Consider the following 18,512-nt stretch of genomic DNA (forward strand, 5'->3'; position numbering starts at 1 on the left):
TTGGGATGAATAGGCATTCAGTACGACCGGACGCGCAGATCACAGCACCTGACGCGGTCGATCAGGCACACTAGACGTTTGGCCGGGGCGTCGCGCTGTCGAACCGTCCGAGCCGTCCGGCCGCAGAAAGGGTGCCGCGCGTGAATGGTCCGCTGATCGTCCAGTCCGACAAAACCCTGCTCCTGGAAGTCGACCACGAGCAGGCCGACGACTGCCGTCGGGTCATCGCCCCGTTCGCGGAACTGGAGCGGGCGCCGGAGCACATCCACACCTACCGCGTGACCCCGCTGGGCCTGTGGAACGCCCGCGCGGCGGGCCATGACGCCGAGCAGGTCGTGGACGCGCTCGTGCAGTACAGCCGCTACCCGGTGCCGCACGCGCTGCTCGTCGACATCGCCGAGACGATGGACCGCTACGGCCGTCTCACCCTGTCCAAGCACCCGGCGCACGGGCTGGTCCTGACCACCACCGACCGCCCGGTGCTGGAGGAGATCCTGCGGTCGAAGCGGGTCACGCCCCTGGTCGGCGCCCGCATCGACCCGGACACGGTCGCCGTGCACCCCTCCGAGCGCGGACAGATCAAGCAGACGCTGCTGAAGCTGGGCTGGCCGGCCGAGGACCTCGCCGGGTACGTCGACGGCGAGGCGCACGAGATCGAGCTGGCCGAGGACGGCTGGGCGCTCAGGCCGTACCAGAAGCAGGCCGTCGAGAACTTCTGGCACGGCGGGTCGGGCGTCGTCGTCCTGCCCTGCGGCGCCGGGAAGACGCTGGTCGGCGCCGGGTCGATGGCGCAGGCCAAGTCCACGACCCTGATCCTGGTCACGAACACGGTCTCCGCCCGGCAGTGGAAGCACGAGCTGGTGAAGCGGACGTCGCTCACCGAGGACGAGATCGGCGAGTACAGCGGGACCAAGAAGGAGATCCGGCCCGTCACGATCGCCACGTACCAGGTGCTGACGACCCGGCGGAAGGGCGTCTACCCGCACCTGGAGCTGTTCGACTCGCGGGACTGGGGGTTGATCGTCTACGACGAGGTGCACCTGCTGCCCGCGCCGGTCTTCAAGTTCACCGCCGACCTCCAGGCGCGTCGGCGGCTCGGTCTGACCGCCACCCTGGTGCGTGAGGACGGCCGCGAGTCGGACGTGTTCTCCCTGATCGGTCCCAAGCGGTTCGACGCGCCGTGGAAGGAGATCGAGGCGCAGGGCTACATCGCGCCCGCCGACTGCGTGGAGGTCCGGGTCAATCTGACGGACTCCGAGCGGCTCGCGTACGCCACGGCCGAGACGGAGGAGAAGTACCGCTTCTGTGCGACGACCGCGACGAAACGGAAGGTCACGGAGGCGATCGTCCGCCGCTTCGCCGGTCAGCAGATCCTCGTCATCGGCCAGTACATCGACCAGCTCGACGAACTGGGAGAGCATCTCGGGGCGCCCGTGATCAAGGGCGAGACGTCGAACGCGCAGCGGGAGAAGCTCTTCGACGCCTTCCGGGAGGGCGAGATCAGCGTGCTCGTCGTGTCCAAGGTCGCGAACTTCTCGATCGACCTGCCGGAGGCCACGGTCGCCATCCAGGTCTCGGGCACGTTCGGCTCCCGGCAGGAGGAGGCCCAGCGGCTCGGCCGGGTCCTGCGTCCCAAGTCCGACGGCCACCAGGCGCACTTCTACTCGGTGGTCGCCCGGGACACCATCGACCAGGACTTCGCGGCCCACCGCCAGCGCTTCCTGGCGGAGCAGGGCTACGCGTACCGGATCATGGACGCGGACGAGCTGCTCGCGGAGAGCTGAGGAGGGCGACCCCTCTCACTCGTGGCACTCACTTGTGGCGGCGGACCACGCCGACTTCCTCTCCGTACTGGCCGAGGACGACCACGTCGAAGGCTGCGCCCGCGAAGACCTTCACGGCGCGCAGGGCATCGCCGAGCCGGTGTCGGTGGCTGCCTGCCACGGCGGTGGCGCCGGGCGGGCGGCCCGGTGCCGGGGCGGGGGAGATGGTTGCTGCGCTCATGTCTCCATGGTGCGCTTTCGTCCGTAAAGCCAGCGTCGGTCTCCGGACCGAGCTGTGCGGTGGTCCGTGTACGCCCGTGGGGCGACCCCGCCCCTCAGGGAGGAGGGCCCTGTCCCCTAAGGGATGAGGGAAGGGAACGAGCGGAGAAAACCGTTCGCGGCCGGCACCTCCGCTCCTCTAAGATCTCCGCTCTTGCCCGCCTCCCTCACGGAGCGCCGCCGACCGGACGGAAACCGGCCGGCATCTCACCGCCATCTCTTCAGCAGGTCCCTCCGGAGGCACCCCCTTGTCCACGCCCGTCGACGACCCGCTCTCGCGTGAGCGCTCCCACCTCTCCGCCTCCCGTTCCGCCCTGCGTGCCATGCGCGCGGACGTCGAGGCCCTCGACATCAGCGACGTCACCGCGAACTGGGTCAACGCCGAGGTGCTGGGCCGCCAGATCGAGGAACGCATCAAGGCCCTGGCCGACCTCAGCGACACCCCGCTGTTCTTCGGCCGGCTCGACTACCTGCACGCCCCGGGCGCCGAGGAGGCGGAGGGCGCGGAGGGCGAGCGCTTCTACATCGGGCGGCGGCATGTGCACGACCACGACGGCGATCCCATGGTCATCGACTGGCGCGCGCCGGTCTCACAGCCGTTCTACCGGGCCTCCAAGAAGGACCCGATGGACGTCGTGCTGCGCCGCCGCTTCGGTTACACCCGCGGCGACATCACGGCGTACGAGGACGAGCACCTCTCCGACCCTGCCGAGGCGGCCCGGACCAGCAAGCTGCTCCAGCAGGAGATCGAGCGGCCGCGTGTCGGCCCGATGCGGGACATCGTCGCGACGATCCAGCCGGAGCAGGACGAGATCGTCCGTTCCGGCCTCTCCGGCACGGTGTGCGTGCAGGGCGGCCCGGGCACCGGGAAGACCGCCGTCGGCCTGCACCGGGTCGCCTACCTCCTCTACGCCCACCGCGAGCGGCTCGCCCGTACCGGCACGCTGGTCATCGGGCCGAACCGGTCCTTCCTGCACTACATCGAGCAAGTCCTGCCTGCGCTGGGCGAGTTGACCGTGCAGCAGGCGACCGTCGACGACCTCGTCGCCCACGTCGAGATCAAGGGCACGGACGACGCGACGGCCGCCGTCGTCAAGGGCGACGCCCGGCTGGCGCAGGTGCTGCGCCGGGCCCTCTACGCGCACGTCACGATGCCCGCCGAGCCGGTCGTGGTGGTGCGCGGCTCCCGCCGCTGGCGGGTCCCGGCGTACGAACTGGAGGAGCTCGTCCGCGAGTTGCTCGACCGCGACATCCGCTACGGCGCCGCCCGCGAGGCCCTGCCGCAGCGCATCGCGCATGCCGTGCTGGTGCAGATGGAACGGTCGGGTGAGGCGCCGGACGACCGGGTGCAGGACGCGGTGGCCCGCAACAGCGCGGTCAAGGCGGCGGTCAAGGCGGTCTGGCCGGCCGTTGACCCGGCGAAGCTGGTGCTCCGCCTGCTGTCGGACGCGGAGTTCCTCGCCGTCCACGCCGACGGGATCCTCGACGAGGACGAGCAGAAGGCGATCCTCTGGGTGAAGCCGGCGCGCAGTGTGAAGTCGGCCAGGTGGTCGGCCGCGGACGCCGTCCTGATCGACGAGGCCACCGACCTGATCCAGCGCACGCACTCCCTCGGGCATGTCGTCCTCGACGAGGCGCAGGACCTCTCCCCCATGCAGTACCGGGCCGTCGGCCGCCGCTGCACCACCGGCAGCGCGACCGTCCTCGGCGACCTGGCGCAGGGCACGACGCCGTGGGCGACCCGGGGCTGGCAGGAGGCGCTGACACACCTGGGCAAGCCGGAGGCGCCGGTGGAGGAGCTGACGGCCGGTTTCCGCGTCCCGACGGACGTCATCACCTACGCGTCCCGGCTGCTCCCGCACATCGCCCCGGGCCTCACCCCGGTGGTCTCGATCCGCGAGAACCCCGGCCACTTCGAGGTCCGGCCGGTCTCCGGCACGTCGGACGTCGTCGAGGCCTGCCGCGCGTCGCTGCGCCACGAGGGCTCGACGGGCCTCATCGCGGCGGACGCCCGCGTCCCGGAGCTGGCCAAGTCCCTGACGGAGGCCGGGATCCCGTACCTGGGCCCCGGCGAGGAAACCACCCAGGACACCCGCCTGACCCTGGTCCCGGCGTCCCTCGCGAAGGGCCTGGAGTACGACTACGTCGTCCTGGACGAACCCCGGGCGGTGGTCGACGGCGAACCGGACGAACGGACGGGCCTGCGACGCCTGTATGTGGCGCTGACGCGAGCTGTGTCGGGCCTGATCGTCACGCACACGGCCGGGCTGCCGCCGCAGTTGGCGTCAACCACCCTTCACTGAAGGGTCGGGCCTGTGCGACGGGCATCACCGGCGGTGATGCCCGCGGGCGTCGCCCCTCAGCGCCGGGCAGTCGCTCCTGCGCTCAGGTCGCGACCAAGCCGCCGTCGGCGGTGAGCACCGCGCCGGTGATGTAGCTGGCCTTGTCGGAGGCCAGGAACACCACGGCTTCGGCGATCTCCTCGGGCTCGCCGGCGCGGGTGAGCGGTGTGCTCTGGCTGAACGCCTCGAACATCTCGCCCACCGTGTCGACGGCCGTGTCGGTCCGGATCGGGCCGGGCGCCACGGAGTTGACGCGAACGCCCGCCGTGCCGAACTCGACGGCCCACGACCGGGTCAGCGCGTCCATCGCGGCCTTGGAGGCGTTGTAGACGGAGCCGACCGGGGTGCCGATCTGCGCGGCGACCGACGACACGTTGACGATCGCACCCTTCTTCTTGGTCACCATGGCCGGCGCGAGCGCGGCCGTCAGGAAGTAGGACGCACGAACGTTGATGTCGAACACCCGCTCGTAGCTGTCGAGCGACTGCTCAGGGGTCGGCGAGAACGGGAAGATGCCCGCGTTGTTCACCAGGATGTCCACCTCGCCGACCTCCTCGGCGAGCTTGCGGACGTCGTCGATGTTCGCGACGTCCGCGACGACGAAGTGGCCCGTCCCGCCCGCCTGCTCGATCAGCTCGACGGTCTCCTTGCCGAGCTCGGCCCTGCGCCCTGTCACGTAGACGGTGGCACCCGCCTCCGCGAGCTTGACCGCGATCGCGCGGCCGATCCCCGACGTGGCGCCGGTGACGAGTGCCTTCTTGTCCTGAAGTTCGTTGGCTGACATGTCTGCAAACGTGGCGGTGCCAGATCGTCGGAGCATAATTTCCGGATATACGGCCTGGTCAGGCCGAAGACGTCGAAATGGATCAAGTGGTCAGGGCCACTGTGCGCAGCCTGAAGTAGAGGCGCACGAACTGCGGCAGCCGGTAGCGGCCGAGTACGAGCGGCTCGATCAGGTGCACGCCCGTGAGCGACTCCAGCACCAGCTCGATCTCACCGGGGTCGGCCCCGGACATCTCCGCCGCATGGTGGCTGTCGATCACCTCGGTGTTTTGGCGCGCGAAGCACCTGAGCATGTGCCGTTCCGGATCGCTCAGCTGCTCCTCGGCCGCGATCAACGGGGCGAACATCGCAGCGCAGTCGGAGGGGATCACGCCGTCGAGCTTGCTCTCCCGCTCCATTTGCAGCAGAACCATCCCGATCGTCCAGTGCGGACGCGAGCTGAGCTTGCCGCCGATCACCCTGATCGGGCCCGGCAGGCGCGAGAGGCGGTCCAGCAGCACCTCGGCCTGCCCGGGTTCCGCGTCCGCGCGCACTGGACCGAGGACCTTGCGGAAGAAGTCCCGTGCCTCCCGCTCGGCCAGCCCGGCGGTCTTCAGCCAGGTCACCCCCGGCAGCTCGTTCAACCGGCGGACGCTCGTGAGGATCATCGCCGAGCCGGGCGTGGCGAGATCGCGTACGGCCGCCGCGTCCCGCACGTCGTCGACCACGACGAGGAATCGCCTGCCCCGCGCCTTCTCCCGCCACAGTGCGGCTTTGTCGCCGACGGGGTTCTCCACGCCGACCGCGCGCAACAGCTCGTCGGCGACGTCCCCGCCCCTGACGAAGATCTGCCCGTCCGGGAAGCGGCCCCTGACGAGGTGGCCGATCCGGGTGGCCAGCGCGGTCTTGCCGCTGCCCCGCATACCGGTGATGCCCACGGTGCCCGGCAACGTCCGGAGAGCCTGCGCGATCTCCTCGGCGCGGCCGGTGAAGTCGATCAGATCCGGCAGCAGCTGCTCCGGTCTGCGCGGCGGGGTGAGGTCGCCGTTGAGGATCCGCGCGTGGACCTTGCGCAGCTCCGGCCCTGGTTCGAGGCCGAGCTCCTCGTTGAGGCGTGCGCGCGCCTGGTGGAAATGGTCAAGTGCTTCGCCCTGCCTGCCCTCCAGGTAGAGCGCGCGCATCAGGAGAGCGCGCGGTCGTTCCCTGAGGGGGAAGGCGGCGACGTGCTTTTGCAGCTCCAGCACGTCGAGTTCACGTTCGAGGCAGTCCTCCCGCGCCTTGAGCCGGTAGTCGCCGAGCCGCACCCGTTGCGCGTCGAAGTAGGCACTCCGGAGGCCTTCCAAGGGCTCTCCGCGGCAATCGTCGACGATCTCCGCGCGGACCGTGTACCCCCCGTCCCTGGACTTCAGGTTCAGCTCCGGAAGGATCTTGCGGATCTTGTACACGTACGTCCGCAACGCCATCACCGCGCTCGGCGTCGGGTCGTCCCAGACCATGCCGATCAACTGGTCGTTGCTCAGCCGGATGCCGTTGTTCAGCAGCAACGCCGCCAGCACTGCCCGCTGCTGGCGCGGCCCCAGTTCGATCTCCTCTTCGTCGTTCCAGGCTCGTACCGGACCCATCAGTGAGAAGCGCAGGCTCATGCAACGGCACAACGCACGAGCCCGTCCCCCGCTTCCCCGTACAGAGGCGACCCGGAGAAACGCGGGACGGCGAACTGCCGTCGCCGGTCAGGGTGTTGTCAGACATCACCGCTACGGCCCCCTCCCAGGGACTCGACTTCCCCGGCCTGCTCGGTCCGCCGGCCCTGCGGCGCCTCGTGATGCCGGGAGGGGCGCACCGGCGGCGGGGAGTCCACGACTCGGTGATGGCGGACAACCGCACGCGGGGTCACCGTCACCCAGGGGTGAGGGCCGGGGGCGTTCAGACGGCGTCCAGGGCGGCCCGCCACCGTGCGACGGCATCCGCCGACACCGGTGCCCCCCAGCCCTCCGGCCGAGCCGCCCCGCCGATGTGGAAGCCGTCGACCCCGGCCGTCAGCAGCGTCGGCACGTGGTCGAGCCGGAGCCCGCCCCCCACCAGGAGATGCTGCTCGTACCCCGGCTGTCCCTGCCGGGCCGCCTCCGCGAGCAGCACGGAAAGCCCGTCATCGACCCCACCCGAAGCCCCGGCCGTCAGGTACGTGTCCAGCCCCGGCATCCCGTCCAGCTGCTTGCGCAGGGCGTCCCGGTCCGCGGACCGGTCGATCGCCCGGTGGAAGGTCCAGGGGCAGCCGTCCAGCACCCCCACCACCCGCTCCACAGCCGCCAGATCCACCGCACCCCCGGCATCGAGGAACCCCAGCACGAACTCCTCCGCCCCGGCCTCCCGCAGCTCGCCCGCCACCCGCGCCAGCCGGTCCACGTCCCCGGCCGCGAACCCGTCGGCCGGCCGCAGCATCACCCGCAGGGAGATGTCGACCGCCCGGCGGATCCCGGCGACGGTGGCGGCCGACGGGGTGAGCCCGTCGGCCGCCATGTCGGTGACCAGCTCGAGGCGGTCCGCGCCTCCCGCCTGGGCGGCGACCGCGTCCTCGACGCCGAGGGCGATCACCTCCAGGACTGCACGCTTGCTCATGGGGCCCCTTCGTCGGCACGGCGTCGGCGTACGGACGCCTGACGGTCGCGACAGGTCTAGTCCAATCAAGACTACGCTGCCCACTCCCGCCGAATCCCAAGCCCCCGGGCCCCGGGCCGGCGCCTCAGCCGAAGATGTTCAGCTCCTTCGCCTCCACCCCGGCCAGCTCGAACGAAGGCGCCCCGTCGACCGGCCGCCCCGTGTACAGCCGTACGAGCGTCGGTCCGTCCCCGATGAAACGGCCCGGGGGACGCTCCCCGCCGCTCTCCCCCAGCCGCAGCGGCTCGTCCAGGTCGTCGAGGTCGGCGTGCAGCGGCACGTGCCCGCGCTCGCGGGTGATCCGGGCGAGCAGCGCCAGCGCGTCCGGCAGCCCGGCCCCGCCGTACGCCCCCGGCTCCCCGAAGGCCTCCCGCACGTCCCCGGCGTGCACCCACACCCCGAGGGCGAGACCGTCCAGCTTCCCGCCGGCCCCGGCGATGAGCGGCCCGGCCTCGCCCATCCCCCGCTCCAGCTCGTCGACAATCTGTGCGTCGCTCCAGCCGGACCGCTCCGCGATGTCCCGGTCGTTTACCTCGGGCGAGAACACGCCCTCCTCGAACCTGCCCTCCGTCACCCGCGTCAGCGCGGCCGAGCAGTGCGCCAGCGCATCCCGCACCGTCCAGCCCGGACACGCGGCGACGGGCCGCGCGAAGTCCTCCCCGGCCCGGCCCCGCAGCAGCGGGATCAGGGCGTCACGCTCGATCGTCAGCAGCCGTCCGGGCTGCTCGGGGTCCCGTACGTCATGCACATCAGCAGGAGTCGTCATGCCCCCACGCTATGGCCTGCCGTTTGGATCAGGCCGCAGACGCGGGGCCTGGCACGCGCATCTGCCGCGTTGTCGTCGGTTGCCGACTCCCCCAAGCTCTCGGCTTCGCTCGAGCAGGGGGGACCCCCATCGCGTCGACGCCCTCCTCCGCCTTGCAGCTGCACGCACCAGACCCCGCTCACCGGCATCGAATGGCACCGTCGCTTCCCTGCGACCTGACCCAAACGGCAGGCCCTTGGTGCCCGACCCCGCTGAGCGGGAGAATGCCACCATGGTCGACCTCGACACCCTGCACACCCGCTTCGCCCGCACCCTGGAAGCAGCCCGGGGCCCGGCCGGCGGCCCGGACCCGGCGCCGTACGCCGACGCCCTGCTCACCCGCTGGCAGGAGCCCCAGCGCCGCTACCACACGGTCGAGCACCTCACCGCGGTCCTGGACCGCGTCGACGAACTGGAGCGGTACGCGCACGACCCGGACGTGGTGCGGCTGGCCGCCTGGTTCCACGACGCGGTCTACCTGCCCGACCGCTCCGAGAACGAGGAGCGCTCGGCCCGCCTCGCCGAGCGCGCCCTCCCGGAAGCCGGCGTACCCGACGCGAAGACCGCCGAGGTGGCCCGCCTGGTCCGGCTCACCGTCACCCACGACCCCGCTGACGACGACCCCGACGGCCAGGTCCTGTGCGACGCCGACCTCGCGATCCTCGCCTCGCCCCCGTCGGCGTACGCCGCCTACACCACGGCCGTCCGCGAGGAGTACCACTTCGTCCCCAGCGACGCCTTCCGCGCGGGCCGCGCCGCGATCCTGCGCCAACTCCTGGACCTCCCGCGCCTGTTCAGGACGCCGTACGGAGCAGCCGAGTGGGAGGCCACGGCCCGCTACAACCTCACCGGCGAGCTGGAAATGCTGTCGCTCTCACCTCACGACGCCTCGTAGCCTGCCCACCATGTGGACCACGGGAGCGGAACAGGTGGAGCAGGCCGTCGCCGAGTGCGTCGGGCTGTTGGGGGCGGTCGCCGATCGGGACTGGGAAGGGGTGCGGGCCGGGCGGCTGGAGTGGAGTTGCCGCAGGACGGCGGTGCACATCGCGGAGGATCTCATCGCCTACGCGGGCCAGCTGGCGGGGCGGGAGCAGGACGGGTACGCGCCGTTCGAGCTCTCGTTGGAGGAGGGGACCGACAACGCGGGTGCGCTGCGGGTGATCGGCGCGATGGGGACCCTGCTCGCCGCGGCGGTCCGCACCACCCCGCGTGACGTGCGGGCCTTCCATCCGTACCCGTTCCGCAGCGCGAACCGTGAGGGGTTCGCCGCCATGGGCGTGGTCGAGGTGCTGCTGCACACGCACGACGTGGCCGAGGGACTGGGCCTGTCCTACGAACCGGCGCCCGAGCTGTGCGACTTCGTGCTCACCCGGATCTTCCCGCACGTCCAGCCGGGGCCCACCCCGTGGCCGACCCTGCTGTGGGCCACCGGCCGCGGGGAACTGGCCGACCGCGCCCCGGTGACCGAGTGGCGCTGGAACAACAACCTGGTGATCGGCACCGAGCGGCTCACCCTGGAGGGCGTCACCCCCGCGGCCGCCACCGACCTGTCCGCGGTCGGCGACGGCGGCTTCGAGTGGATCGAGGGCGGCCCGATCGAGGGCACCCGGGTCGGCGCCGGGCTGGTGTACAAGCAGTACGAGGACGGGGTCCACCGGCCGGAGTGGGGCATGTACGTGCTGGTCCGGCGCGAGGACAAGCGCGCGATCGGCGCCATGGGCTTCCACAGCGTCCCGGACGAGACGGGCCGGGTCGAGGTCGGCTACGACCTGGTCGAGGGCGCCCGCGGTCACGGCTACGCCACCGAGGCGCTGCGCGCGCTGTCGGCCTGGGCGCTGGACCGGCCGGAGGTGCGGACCGTGGTCGCGATGGTCGAGCGGGACAACCTGCCCTCGCAGAACGTGCTCGCGCGGGCCGGATTCACCCAGGTCGCCGAGGACCCCGAGCAACTGACCTACGAACTGTGCGAACCGCGCGACGGATAGCGCCCCTTGGGCCGCCGCAGCCCCGCCCCGTACAGCAGCCGCACCACCTCGCGGCTGCTGACCTCCACGGCCCCGGCCCGCACCGCGTCGGCGTACCGCTGGTCGGGGATGTCGTAGTGGTCGCGCTCGAAGGCCCGGCGGGGGAGGCCGAGGCGGGCGGCGAAGGTGTGGAGTTCGTCGAAGGAGACGTCGCTGACGAGGTGGGACCACATGCGGCCGTGGCCGGGCCAGGCCGGCGGGTCGATGTAGATCGTCACGAGGGCCTCACGAGGACGCCGCCCCGCCGATGGCCTCGTTCAGCGACCCCACCGCCGCCACCTTCACGCCCGCCTCGCTGCACACCCAGTGCGGGTCGGGCCCCAACTCCGGTTCCACGTCGAGGGCGTGCGGGTCGCCGGTGCCGCACACCGGGCACAGCGGCCAGCGGCCGTACCGCTCCAGCAGGGAGTCCTGGACGTCCTGCGCGACCAGGCCGGCCACGTACTGCGCGCCCTCGGGCCACTGCTCGACCCACCATCGCCGCTGCGCGACGGACTGCTCGACCAGGGACACGACATCGGCCTCGGCGACGCGGCCCGCGACGAGGTCGGCCAGCACGAGGGCGCGCGCGGCGTGCAGCGCCTGCTCCAGGGGGCTGATGGGATCCATGCACCCATTGTGCGCACTCTTGACCCGAACACCGCGACGAAAATATCTTTCACATGTGACCCGAGACGTGAAGGAAATTTTCGCCAGCGAACGCGGCGGCCCCTCGGGAGCGAGCGGCACCCCGCCCGCCCCCGCCGCCCTCGCGGCCAAGGTCCGCACGCTGGGCCCGTCGATGACGCGTTCCATGCAGCGCGTCGCCGAGGCCGTCGCGGGCGACCCGGCCGGCTGCGCGGCCCTCACGGTCACCGGCCTCGCCGAACTCACCGGCACCAGCGAGGCGACCGTCGTACGCACCGCCCGCCTGCTGGGCTATCCGGGTTACCGGGATCTGCGCCTGGCCCTCGCCGGACTCGCCGCGCAGCAGCAGTCGGGCCGCGCCCCGGCCATCACGACGGACATCGCGGTGGACGACCCGATCGCCGACGTGGTCGCCAAGCTCGCCTACGACGAGCAGCAGACCCTCGCCGACACCGCCGCCGGCCTCGACACCGTCCAACTGGGCGCGGCCGTCACCGCGCTGACCACGGCCCGCCGCACCGATGTGTACGGCGTCGGGGCGTCCGGCCTGGTCGCGCAGGACCTCACACAGAAGCTGCTGCGCATAGGGCTGATAGCGCACGCCCACAGCGACCCGCACCTCGCCGTCACCAACGCGGTGCAACTGCGCGCGGGCGATGTCGCGATCGCCATCACGCACTCCGGGGCGACGGGGGACGTCATCGAACCGCTGCGGGTCGCCTTCGAGCGCGGGGCGACGACGGTGGCGATCACCGGCCGGCCCACCGGCCCGGTCACGCAGTACGCCGACCACGTCCTCACCACGTCCACCGCACGCGAGAGCGAGCTGCGTCCGGCGGCGATGTCGTCCCGTACCGGTCAGCTCCTCGTGGTGGACTGCCTGTTCGTGGGGGTGGCGCAGCGGACCTACGAGAAGGCGGCGCCGGCGCTGTCGGCGTCCTACGAGGCGCTGGCCCACCGGCATCGCTCCTGAGGCGCGCCGCCCCGCCCAGCACCGGAAAGACACGGAAAGAGCCGTTCATGACCTCCACCTCCAGCCCCCGTGATCTCAGGACCGAGTTGGAGTCCCTGACCACCGAGGCCTTCCGGCCGGAACTCGCGGACATCGACCGGCTGCCCACCCTCGACATCGCCCGGCTGATGAACGGCGAGGACGCCACCGTGGCCGGGGCGGTCGCGGCGCGGCTGCCGCAGATCGCCGCCGCGATCGACGCCGTCGCGGAGCGGATGGCCCGGGGCGGCCGCCTGATCTACGCGGGCGCCGGCACGGCGGGCCGGCTGGGCATCCTGGACGCCTCCGAGTGCCCGCCCACGTTCAACACCGACCCCTCCCGGGTCGTCGGCCTGATCGCGGGCGGCCCGGACGCGGTGGTCACCTCGGTCGAGGGCGCGGAGGACTCCCGGGAACTGGCAAGGGCCGACCTGGCGCCCCTCGCCCTGACCCCCGACGACACGGTGGTCGGCATCTCCGCCTCCGGCCGCACGCCGTACGCCATCGGCGCGGTCGAACACGCCCGCGCCCGCCGCTCCCTCACCATCGGCCTCGCCTGCAACCCCGGCAGCCCGCTCGCGGCCGCCGCCGACCACGGCATCGAGATCGTCGTGGGGCCCGAACTGCTCACCGGCTCCACCCGTCTGAAGTCCGGCACGGCGCAGAAGCTCGTCCTCAACATGCTCTCGACGATCACGATGATCCGGCTGGGAAAGACCTACGGGAACCTGATGGTCGACGTCCGCGCCTCGAACGACAAGCTCCGCGCCCGCTCCCACCGCATCGTGGCCCTCGCGACCGGCGCCGCCGACAAGGACATCGAACGGGCCCTGACCGCCACGGACGGCGAGGTGAAGCACGCGATCCTCACCCTCCTCGCCGACGTCGACGGCCCGACGGCGGCCCGCCTGCTGGAAGAGTCCGGCGGGCACTTGCGAGCGGCCCTGACGGCGGCCGGCTGACTCACCGGCCCCGGCGGCGCTGACCGGCCTCCACTCACTGGAACCGGGCGACGTACTCGGCGAACGGCTCGATGCCCACCCCTGCGCGCAGCTCGTCCACACGGCCGGGCTCGGCACAGGGCCAGGGGATCGGGCTGCCGTCTTCCCTCACTCCGGCGACCTGGGTGCCGTAGACCTGCTCCCGCCCCTCGTTGACGAGCGTGCGGTCCCGCAGGAACGCCAGCTCCCGGGCACCGGCCCGCCCCGCCGCCACGGCCTCCTCCAGCAGCCGCAGCGCCCGCCGCTGCACGTCCAGTTGCCGGTCGGCATGCTGAGCGAGGATCCAGGCGGCCCGGGCGGCGTCCGCGCCGACGAGGTCCGCCGTGGGCCAGCCGGCCTCGTCCATGATCTCGTTCAGCCGGTCCCCGTGCCGGGCGGTGAGCCGCCGCCAGGCGAGCTGCCCGGCCGGGTCGTCGCTGTGGGCGGCTCCGGCGGCGGCCTGCTCGTGGTCGGCGGCGGCCATGGCGGTGAGTTCCTCGGCGAGGGCGGCGAGGGTCATCGCGAACTTCCTTTCGCAGAAGGGGCGTTGACCCAAACCCTAAAGCCGCATTCCACCCATGAAGATCATTCCGGAGAACGGTGACACGGCCCCCCGGGTGCTGGGATACTGGATCTACCCCACCCGGTCGGACACCCCCACAGCCACCCGCAGCCCCTCCCCCAGCCGCTCGGCCTGTTCCGCCGTCGCCTTCTCGGCCAGGGCGTTGACCGCCGCGCTGAACCGTTCCATCGAGGTGGGGCGGTCCTGGCCCAGGACGTACTCCTTGAGGACCCGGCGCGCGGGTGCCATCGGGTCACGCCTGGGCTCGCGGACCGAGTCGAGGATCTCCGGGAGCCGGGTGCAGGCCCGGTCGAGCAGGTACGCGCCGCCGGCCGTGGTGTAGGCCGCCCGGAAGTCCTCGTCGGGCAGGTCGTTCGCGTTGGTCAGGACGTACGGCTTGAGGCTCGCCACGAAGTCCGCGACCACGGACGACACATCGCTGATGAGGATGTCGGCCTGGTCGAAGCACGCGTAGAGCGTGGGCAGTTGCCCGGTGATGACGTGGTGCCGGGCGGGGCCCCGGCTCTCCCAGAAGATCCGGTGCCACTCGGCGCGCAGCTCCTGCCACTCGGTCTCCCCGTCCAGGTCGGGGAGACGCGCTTCGCGGGTCTGCTGGGCGTCGTCGCCGCCGAGCCGCCCGGACAGTTCGCCGAGCCGGGCCTGGATCTCCGCGAGCCGGGGCCGCGCGGCGGCGGCCGCGGCCTCCGCCCACTCGGCGTCACGCCGTTCGTTGTCGGCGCACAGCAGCTCCCGGATCGCCCGGTCCGCCTCGGCCGCCGCGCGGGAGCGCTTGCCGGTGAGGGGATGCGGCTTGTAGAGGACCCGTACGTTCTCGGCGAGCAGCTTCTCGATCAGCGGCACGCCCATCGGGATCAGGGACGTATGGCAGTCGTCGTCGCTCCAGCCCTCCCAGGTCGGCGCGTACAGCACGGTCGGCAGCAGCCCCGGCACGTGGTCGGTGTGCAGCCGGATCGACGACAGCTGCGGGCGGCCCACCTCGACGATCGCGTTGTCACTGATGGCGTGCCGCACCCGCTGGTAGCGGTCGCGCCCGGCCCGCCCGGCCACCCAGATCTCGTCATACACCTTGCTCACCCGGTTGCTGCTGGCGAGCTTGTCGCTGTCGCCGTGCCCGATGAAGACGTGCTTGGCCTCGGCGACGCGCAGCATGTGCACGTTCTTGCCCGCGTTGCCCGGGTAGAGGACGACCCGCAGCTCGGGCATCTCCAGCTGCGCCACGTCATCGGCCTTCGGCACGCACACGACCGGGATCGACGTACGGCTGAGATAGCGGAACGAGGCCCGCTCCCGCAGGATGATCAACGGCCGCCGGTCGAGCTGCTCCAGCGTCTCGATCCACATGTTGACCTGGTACATGAAGTCCCGGGACACGGCCGCGAAACTGAAGTACAGCGCCACCTCCGGCCGGTACACGGCGAGTTGCCGGTTGACCTCGGCGATCACCTCGTCCCCCGAGGGCATCCGGCGGGCCCGGCGCAGCTGCCCGAGCAGCGCCACGACGGCCGCGACCCCGAGCCCGGCCGTCACCACGAAGCCGATGCCCGCCGAGGTCCATTCCCCGACCGCCAGCGCGACGACCAGCCCCGCGTGCGCGGGCACGTCGAGATGCAACAGCTTGCGCAGAAAACGCCGGTAGAGGAAGCCGGGCGGCGCCGCCGGGATCCCCGCCCCGCTCATGTCCAGGTTGCGCACCACGACCGGCAGCGTGCGGCGCCGGCGAATCGCGTGGTGCACCGCCGTGTACATCATCACCAGCGCGAAGTGAGCGCTGAACACCGCCAGCGCGGCCACCAGCACCGCACCCGGCGCGTTCATCCGGTCGGCGAGGGCGAGCAGCATCACCGTCCGCACGGCGAACCGCATGGTGCGGTCCAGCTGTAGCGCGGCCAGCCGCCGCACGAAGGCGGGAGAGCGCGTGTGCAGCACCTCGTCCACGGCGTACGTCACGGCCGAGGCCGCGGCGAAACCCCACAGGGACGGGAGCAACGCGAAGACGGGCAGGGCGGCGAAACCGGCAGCGAACAGGAACACAAGCAAAAGGTCGGTCTTCCCGCGCACGCGCAGGACACCGCACAGCCAACGGAACGTCATAAGGCAGGATTCCTCTGGGGAAAGGATGTGATTTCCGGAGTGGCGTGCTGTGGGGCGAACGCCGGCGTATGCGCGATACGCCTGTTCGACGGCGGTGGAGGGCGAATGGTTGTACATCCATCGTTGGCTATTACTTCACCGTGACTTCGGCTCCCGGTTGACCTGCCGCACGCGCGCCCGCAACGTGTCCCGCGCGGGCAACGACCGCAGGACGTCGGTGAGTTGCTCGGCCGTCCGTACGTTGCACCGCCCCAGATCGACCAGGGCGAACGGCTCGTTGCTCGCGGCCGTGACCGGATCGACGCGCAGGGACGGCAGCACAACGCCGACTCCCGCGAGTGCGTCCCGCAGCGACTTCACGATCTCTTCGGTCGAGCGCACCTTCTGCTACCTCCACGCTGAGTTGGCGATTCACCACACAGCGTGGCCGACGCGTCCCTAACCTGGCCAGAGACGGCGGTCCAACAACCCGATCTGTACGACAGGGAGTCGCCCATGCCGGGATCCAGGGACCTCGACCCGTCCTCCTCACCTCGGGCCCTCCTGGGCGCCGAACTCCGCCACGCCCGCGAGAAGGCCGGCCTGAGCCAGGAGGAACTGGGGCAGCGGCTGTTCGTGAGCGGGTCGTTCATCGGGCAGCTGGAGGCGGGGACGCGGAGGTTGCAGCGGGAGTACGCGCGGCTGCTGGACGAGGCGCTGGGGACGGAGGACTTCTTCCAGCGGAACTGTGCGGCGGCGGCGAAGTCGAAGTATCCGGAGCATTTTGCGGAGGCGGCGGAGGCGGAGGCCCGGGCTACGGCCATCAGGGAGTACGCGTCGATGCTGATTCCCGGCCTGTTGCAGACCCCCGCCTACGCCCGGGCGGTGTGCCGCGCCTACCAGCCGACGGCACCGGATGAGGAGATCGAGAAGAGGGTGGCCGCTCGCATGGAGCGGACCCGCATCCTCGACGATCCAACAAAGCCGTTGTTGTGGGCCGTGATTGACGAGTCGGCGTTGCGCCGGGTGACAGGTGGGCCGGATGTCATGGCCGAAGCTCTGCGACACATCACCGACCTGGCCCGCCGCAGCCGGTCCATCGTGCAGGTGCTGCCGTTCGACGCGGGGGCGCACCCTGCCATGCAGGGGTGCGTCAAGCTGATGGACTTCGCCGACGCGCCTCCGTTGGCGTACCTGGAAGGCGTCGGCACCGGGCGACTGGACGACGATCCCGCCACCGTCGCGGAGTACCGCTTCTACTACGAGTTCCTCGCGGCCTCCGCACTCTCGCCTGAGAAGTCTCTAGCTCTGCTCGAAGCAATGACGCAGGATTACGACCATGAGGAACACGCCTGAGTGGTACAAGTCCAGTTACAGCGGCGGGAGCGGCGACAACTGCCTGGAAGTCACCCAGGCATTCCCTGACGTCATCCCCGTCCGCGACTCCAAGACCCCCCACGGCCCGAAGCTCGTGTTCCGGGCCACTGCCTGGACCGCGTTCGTCGAGAACCTCAAGGACGAGACGGCCTGAGCTTCGGGACCCGGGCTTCGAGCCCTCTTTTCAAGGAACGGGAAGAGGGCCTCAACCCGCCCTCCCACCCCGCGTGTTGACTTGACGCGTTCGGCTTGCCACGGACAGTGACAGGCCTCTAACGTGCCTGCATACGCAACAGCCCCCGCCCGGTGCGCCAACACCTGCGGGGGCTTAACCATCGAGATCGGAAGCAACGATCCCATGGCTGACGCCAACTTTAGTGCTGCCTCCCCGTCCGCGCACCCCATGGCGGGTCCGGGCTACGGCAAGCGCACCGCCCCCGACCAACTCCCCGGCACGAGCCACGACTTCGCCCACCTCCCACCCCGCGAAGCCGCCATCGCCGCCTACCTCGACCGCCTCCCCGACGGCGCCGACATCTCGGTGAAGACGCTGGCCAAACAGCTCCCGTACGGGCAGTGCGCCCTCGGCACCGCCCTCAACCGCATCCAGCAGGCGGGCCACCTACGGCGAGGCCGGGAGTGTGTGACGGCCGACGACGGCAGCTCCCGCTGGATCACCCGAACGTGGTTCACCCGCACCGCCCGGGATGACGACTGGTGGGCCGCCTTCACCCGCGGCGACGTACCGAAGCAGGCAGCGCGCCCCACCCGCTCCCGCGCCCACATCCTCCTGGCCGCCCTCGGCCGTACGGCACCCGTCCTGTCCCTCTCCCAGGCCGATTGCGCGGCACTCGCCCCGCTGGTGACGGAGTGGCTCGAGCGGGGCGCCTCGGAGGACGACGTACTGCGCGCGCTCACCGCCGGCCTGCCGACGCCCGTCCACCACCCCGCCGCGCTCGTCCGCAACCGCCTGACCAGCAAACTCCCGCCATCACCCGCTCCACGCCCACCCCTGCGGGTCCTGGAGTGCGCGAATTGCGGCGCCCCGGGGCGTCCAGAGTCCCTCCCAGGGGGCCGTTGCAGCGCCTGCCGGGGCGAACGCTCCCCCGCGCAACCCCCTGCACCCCTGTCCGCCCCCACGGTTCAGGACCGCGCGGCCCAGATCCGCGCCGAGATGTCCCAACGACGCCGAGAGAAGGCACGCACATGACGGCACCTACGGTCCGACGTCACTCCCGCAGGGCACGATGGAAG

Annotated in this window: 19 protein-coding genes; 9 read left to right on the forward strand and 10 right to left on the reverse strand. The window is 71.4% G+C overall.

Annotated elements, in window-relative coordinates; genetic code table 11:
* The first annotated feature begins 140 nt into the window (after positions 1–140).
* Positions 141–1,784 carry a DNA repair helicase XPB gene (locus G3I77_RS34935; RefSeq protein WP_248510342.1) on the forward strand — a complete coding sequence of 548 codons (1,644 nt, stop codon included), beginning with the start codon at positions 141–143 and terminating at the stop codon, positions 1,782–1,784.
* 28 nt (positions 1,785–1,812) lie between these two features.
* On the opposite strand, the gene G3I77_RS34940 is transcribed toward G3I77_RS34935, so the two are convergent.
* The gene (locus G3I77_RS34940; protein WP_248510343.1) at positions 1,813–2,004 is read right to left on the reverse strand and encodes a hypothetical protein; all 192 of its coding nucleotides are present in this window, start codon (positions 2,002–2,004) and stop codon (positions 1,813–1,815) included.
* A gap of 286 nt (positions 2,005–2,290) precedes the next feature.
* On the opposite strand from G3I77_RS34940, the gene G3I77_RS34945 reads away from it, so the two are divergent.
* Positions 2,291–4,345 carry a UvrD-helicase domain-containing protein gene (locus G3I77_RS34945; RefSeq protein WP_248510344.1) on the forward strand — a complete coding sequence of 685 codons (2,055 nt, stop codon included), beginning with the start codon at positions 2,291–2,293 and terminating at the stop codon, positions 4,343–4,345.
* Positions 4,346–4,427: 82 nt separating this feature from the next.
* On the opposite strand, the gene G3I77_RS34950 is transcribed toward G3I77_RS34945, so the two are convergent.
* The 4 genes from G3I77_RS34950 to G3I77_RS34965 form a co-directional block, all read right to left on the reverse strand.
* Positions 4,428–5,168, reverse strand: a complete 741-nt coding sequence (locus tag G3I77_RS34950; protein WP_248510345.1) for an SDR family NAD(P)-dependent oxidoreductase — start codon at positions 5,166–5,168, stop codon at positions 4,428–4,430.
* An 82-nt stretch (positions 5,169–5,250) separates the two neighbouring features.
* Complete coding sequence (locus G3I77_RS34955; protein WP_248510346.1) at positions 5,251–6,789, reverse strand: BTAD domain-containing putative transcriptional regulator; 1,539 nt, start codon at positions 6,787–6,789, stop codon at positions 5,251–5,253.
* A 280-nt stretch (positions 6,790–7,069) separates the two neighbouring features.
* A complete protein-coding gene (locus G3I77_RS34960; RefSeq protein ID WP_248510348.1) occupies positions 7,070–7,762 on the reverse strand; it encodes a copper homeostasis protein CutC in 693 nt (230 codons plus the stop codon).
* A gap of 124 nt (positions 7,763–7,886) precedes the next feature.
* The gene (locus G3I77_RS34965; RefSeq protein WP_248510350.1) at positions 7,887–8,567 is read right to left on the reverse strand and encodes a maleylpyruvate isomerase family mycothiol-dependent enzyme; all 681 of its coding nucleotides are present in this window, start codon (positions 8,565–8,567) and stop codon (positions 7,887–7,889) included.
* Between the two features lie 271 nt (positions 8,568–8,838).
* On the opposite strand from G3I77_RS34965, the gene G3I77_RS34970 reads away from it, so the two are divergent.
* The gene (locus G3I77_RS34970; protein ID WP_248510352.1) at positions 8,839–9,501 is read left to right on the forward strand and encodes a hypothetical protein; all 663 of its coding nucleotides are present in this window, start codon (positions 8,839–8,841) and stop codon (positions 9,499–9,501) included.
* Between the two features lie 34 nt (positions 9,502–9,535).
* Complete coding sequence (locus G3I77_RS34975; RefSeq protein ID WP_248510499.1) at positions 9,536–10,591, forward strand: GNAT family N-acetyltransferase; 1,056 nt, start codon at positions 9,536–9,538, stop codon at positions 10,589–10,591.
* On the opposite strand, the gene G3I77_RS34980 is transcribed toward G3I77_RS34975, so the two are convergent.
* Both G3I77_RS34980 and G3I77_RS34985 read right to left on the reverse strand, forming a co-directional pair.
* A complete protein-coding gene (locus G3I77_RS34980) occupies positions 10,561–10,848 on the reverse strand; it encodes a DUF4031 domain-containing protein (RefSeq protein ID WP_248510353.1) in 288 nt (95 codons plus the stop codon). The genes G3I77_RS34975 and G3I77_RS34980 overlap by 31 nt on opposite strands.
* 7 nt (positions 10,849–10,855) lie before the next feature.
* Positions 10,856–11,239, reverse strand: coding sequence for a hypothetical protein (locus tag G3I77_RS34985; RefSeq protein ID WP_248510354.1), 384 nt, complete (start codon positions 11,237–11,239; stop codon positions 10,856–10,858).
* Between the two features lie 55 nt (positions 11,240–11,294).
* On the opposite strand from G3I77_RS34985, the gene G3I77_RS34990 reads away from it, so the two are divergent.
* Together G3I77_RS34990 and murQ are read left to right on the forward strand one after the other, a co-directional pair.
* The gene (locus G3I77_RS34990) at positions 11,295–12,230 is read left to right on the forward strand and encodes a MurR/RpiR family transcriptional regulator (RefSeq protein ID WP_248510355.1); all 936 of its coding nucleotides are present in this window, start codon (positions 11,295–11,297) and stop codon (positions 12,228–12,230) included.
* 47 nt (positions 12,231–12,277) lie between these two features.
* On the forward strand, positions 12,278–13,210 hold the full coding sequence (gene murQ, locus G3I77_RS34995) for an N-acetylmuramic acid 6-phosphate etherase (RefSeq protein ID WP_248510356.1): 933 nt from the start codon (positions 12,278–12,280) through the stop codon (positions 13,208–13,210).
* A 34-nt stretch (positions 13,211–13,244) separates the two neighbouring features.
* Here the strand turns inward: murQ and G3I77_RS35000 are convergent, their stop codons facing one another.
* From G3I77_RS35000 to G3I77_RS35010, 3 genes are all read right to left on the reverse strand, one after another.
* Entirely contained in the window at positions 13,245–13,748 is a 504-nt protein-coding gene (locus G3I77_RS35000; protein WP_248510357.1) for a DUF6624 domain-containing protein, read from the reverse strand.
* Positions 13,749–13,862: 114 nt separating this feature from the next.
* Entirely contained in the window at positions 13,863–15,902 is a 2,040-nt protein-coding gene (locus G3I77_RS35005; protein ID WP_248510358.1) for a hypothetical protein, read from the reverse strand.
* Between the two features lie 135 nt (positions 15,903–16,037).
* Positions 16,038–16,283 carry a hypothetical protein gene (locus tag G3I77_RS35010; protein ID WP_248510359.1) on the reverse strand — a complete coding sequence of 82 codons (246 nt, stop codon included), beginning with the start codon at positions 16,281–16,283 and terminating at the stop codon, positions 16,038–16,040.
* Positions 16,284–16,397: 114 nt separating this feature from the next.
* Between G3I77_RS35010 and G3I77_RS35015 the strand changes: the two genes are divergently transcribed.
* From G3I77_RS35015 to G3I77_RS35025, 3 genes are all read left to right on the forward strand, one after another.
* Positions 16,398–17,237 carry a helix-turn-helix transcriptional regulator gene (locus G3I77_RS35015; protein WP_248510361.1) on the forward strand — a complete coding sequence of 280 codons (840 nt, stop codon included), beginning with the start codon at positions 16,398–16,400 and terminating at the stop codon, positions 17,235–17,237.
* Positions 17,221–17,412 carry a DUF397 domain-containing protein gene (locus G3I77_RS35020; protein ID WP_248510362.1) on the forward strand — a complete coding sequence of 64 codons (192 nt, stop codon included), beginning with the start codon at positions 17,221–17,223 and terminating at the stop codon, positions 17,410–17,412. Before G3I77_RS35015 ends, G3I77_RS35020 begins: the two co-directional genes overlap by 17 nt.
* Before the next feature lie 249 nt (positions 17,413–17,661).
* A complete protein-coding gene (locus G3I77_RS35025) occupies positions 17,662–18,468 on the forward strand; it encodes a hypothetical protein (RefSeq protein ID WP_248510363.1) in 807 nt (268 codons plus the stop codon).
* Positions 18,469–18,512 lie beyond the last annotated feature (44 nt).

Source organism: Streptomyces sp. D2-8 (genome assembly GCF_023184515.1).
Classification (GTDB): Bacteria; Actinomycetota; Actinomycetes; order Streptomycetales; family Streptomycetaceae; genus Streptomyces.

Coding starts and splice junctions, on each gene's coding strand:
- G3I77_RS34940 (WP_248510343.1), bottom strand. CDS start 2,004: ATGAGCGCAGCAACCATCTCCCCCGCCCCGGCACCGGGCCGCCCGCCC.
- G3I77_RS34950 (WP_248510345.1), bottom strand. CDS start 5,168: ATGTCAGCCAACGAACTTCAGGACAAGAAGGCACTCGTCACCGGCGCC.
- G3I77_RS34955 (WP_248510346.1), bottom strand. CDS start 6,789: ATGAGCCTGCGCTTCTCACTGATGGGTCCGGTACGAGCCTGGAACGAC.
- G3I77_RS34960 (WP_248510348.1), bottom strand. CDS start 7,762: ATGAGCAAGCGTGCAGTCCTGGAGGTGATCGCCCTCGGCGTCGAGGAC.
- G3I77_RS34965 (WP_248510350.1), bottom strand. CDS start 8,567: ATGACGACTCCTGCTGATGTGCATGACGTACGGGACCCCGAGCAGCCC.
- G3I77_RS34970 (WP_248510352.1), top strand. CDS start 8,839: ATGGTCGACCTCGACACCCTGCACACCCGCTTCGCCCGCACCCTGGAA.
- G3I77_RS34985 (WP_248510354.1), bottom strand. CDS start 11,239: ATGGATCCCATCAGCCCCCTGGAGCAGGCGCTGCACGCCGCGCGCGCC.
- murQ (WP_248510356.1), top strand. CDS start 12,278: ATGACCTCCACCTCCAGCCCCCGTGATCTCAGGACCGAGTTGGAGTCC.
- G3I77_RS35000 (WP_248510357.1), bottom strand. CDS start 13,748: ATGACCCTCGCCGCCCTCGCCGAGGAACTCACCGCCATGGCCGCCGCC.
- G3I77_RS35005 (WP_248510358.1), bottom strand. CDS start 15,902: ATGACGTTCCGTTGGCTGTGCGGTGTCCTGCGCGTGCGCGGGAAGACC.
- G3I77_RS35015 (WP_248510361.1), top strand. CDS start 16,398: ATGCCGGGATCCAGGGACCTCGACCCGTCCTCCTCACCTCGGGCCCTC.
- G3I77_RS35020 (WP_248510362.1), top strand. CDS start 17,221: ATGAGGAACACGCCTGAGTGGTACAAGTCCAGTTACAGCGGCGGGAGC.
- G3I77_RS35025 (WP_248510363.1), top strand. CDS start 17,662: ATGGCGGGTCCGGGCTACGGCAAGCGCACCGCCCCCGACCAACTCCCC.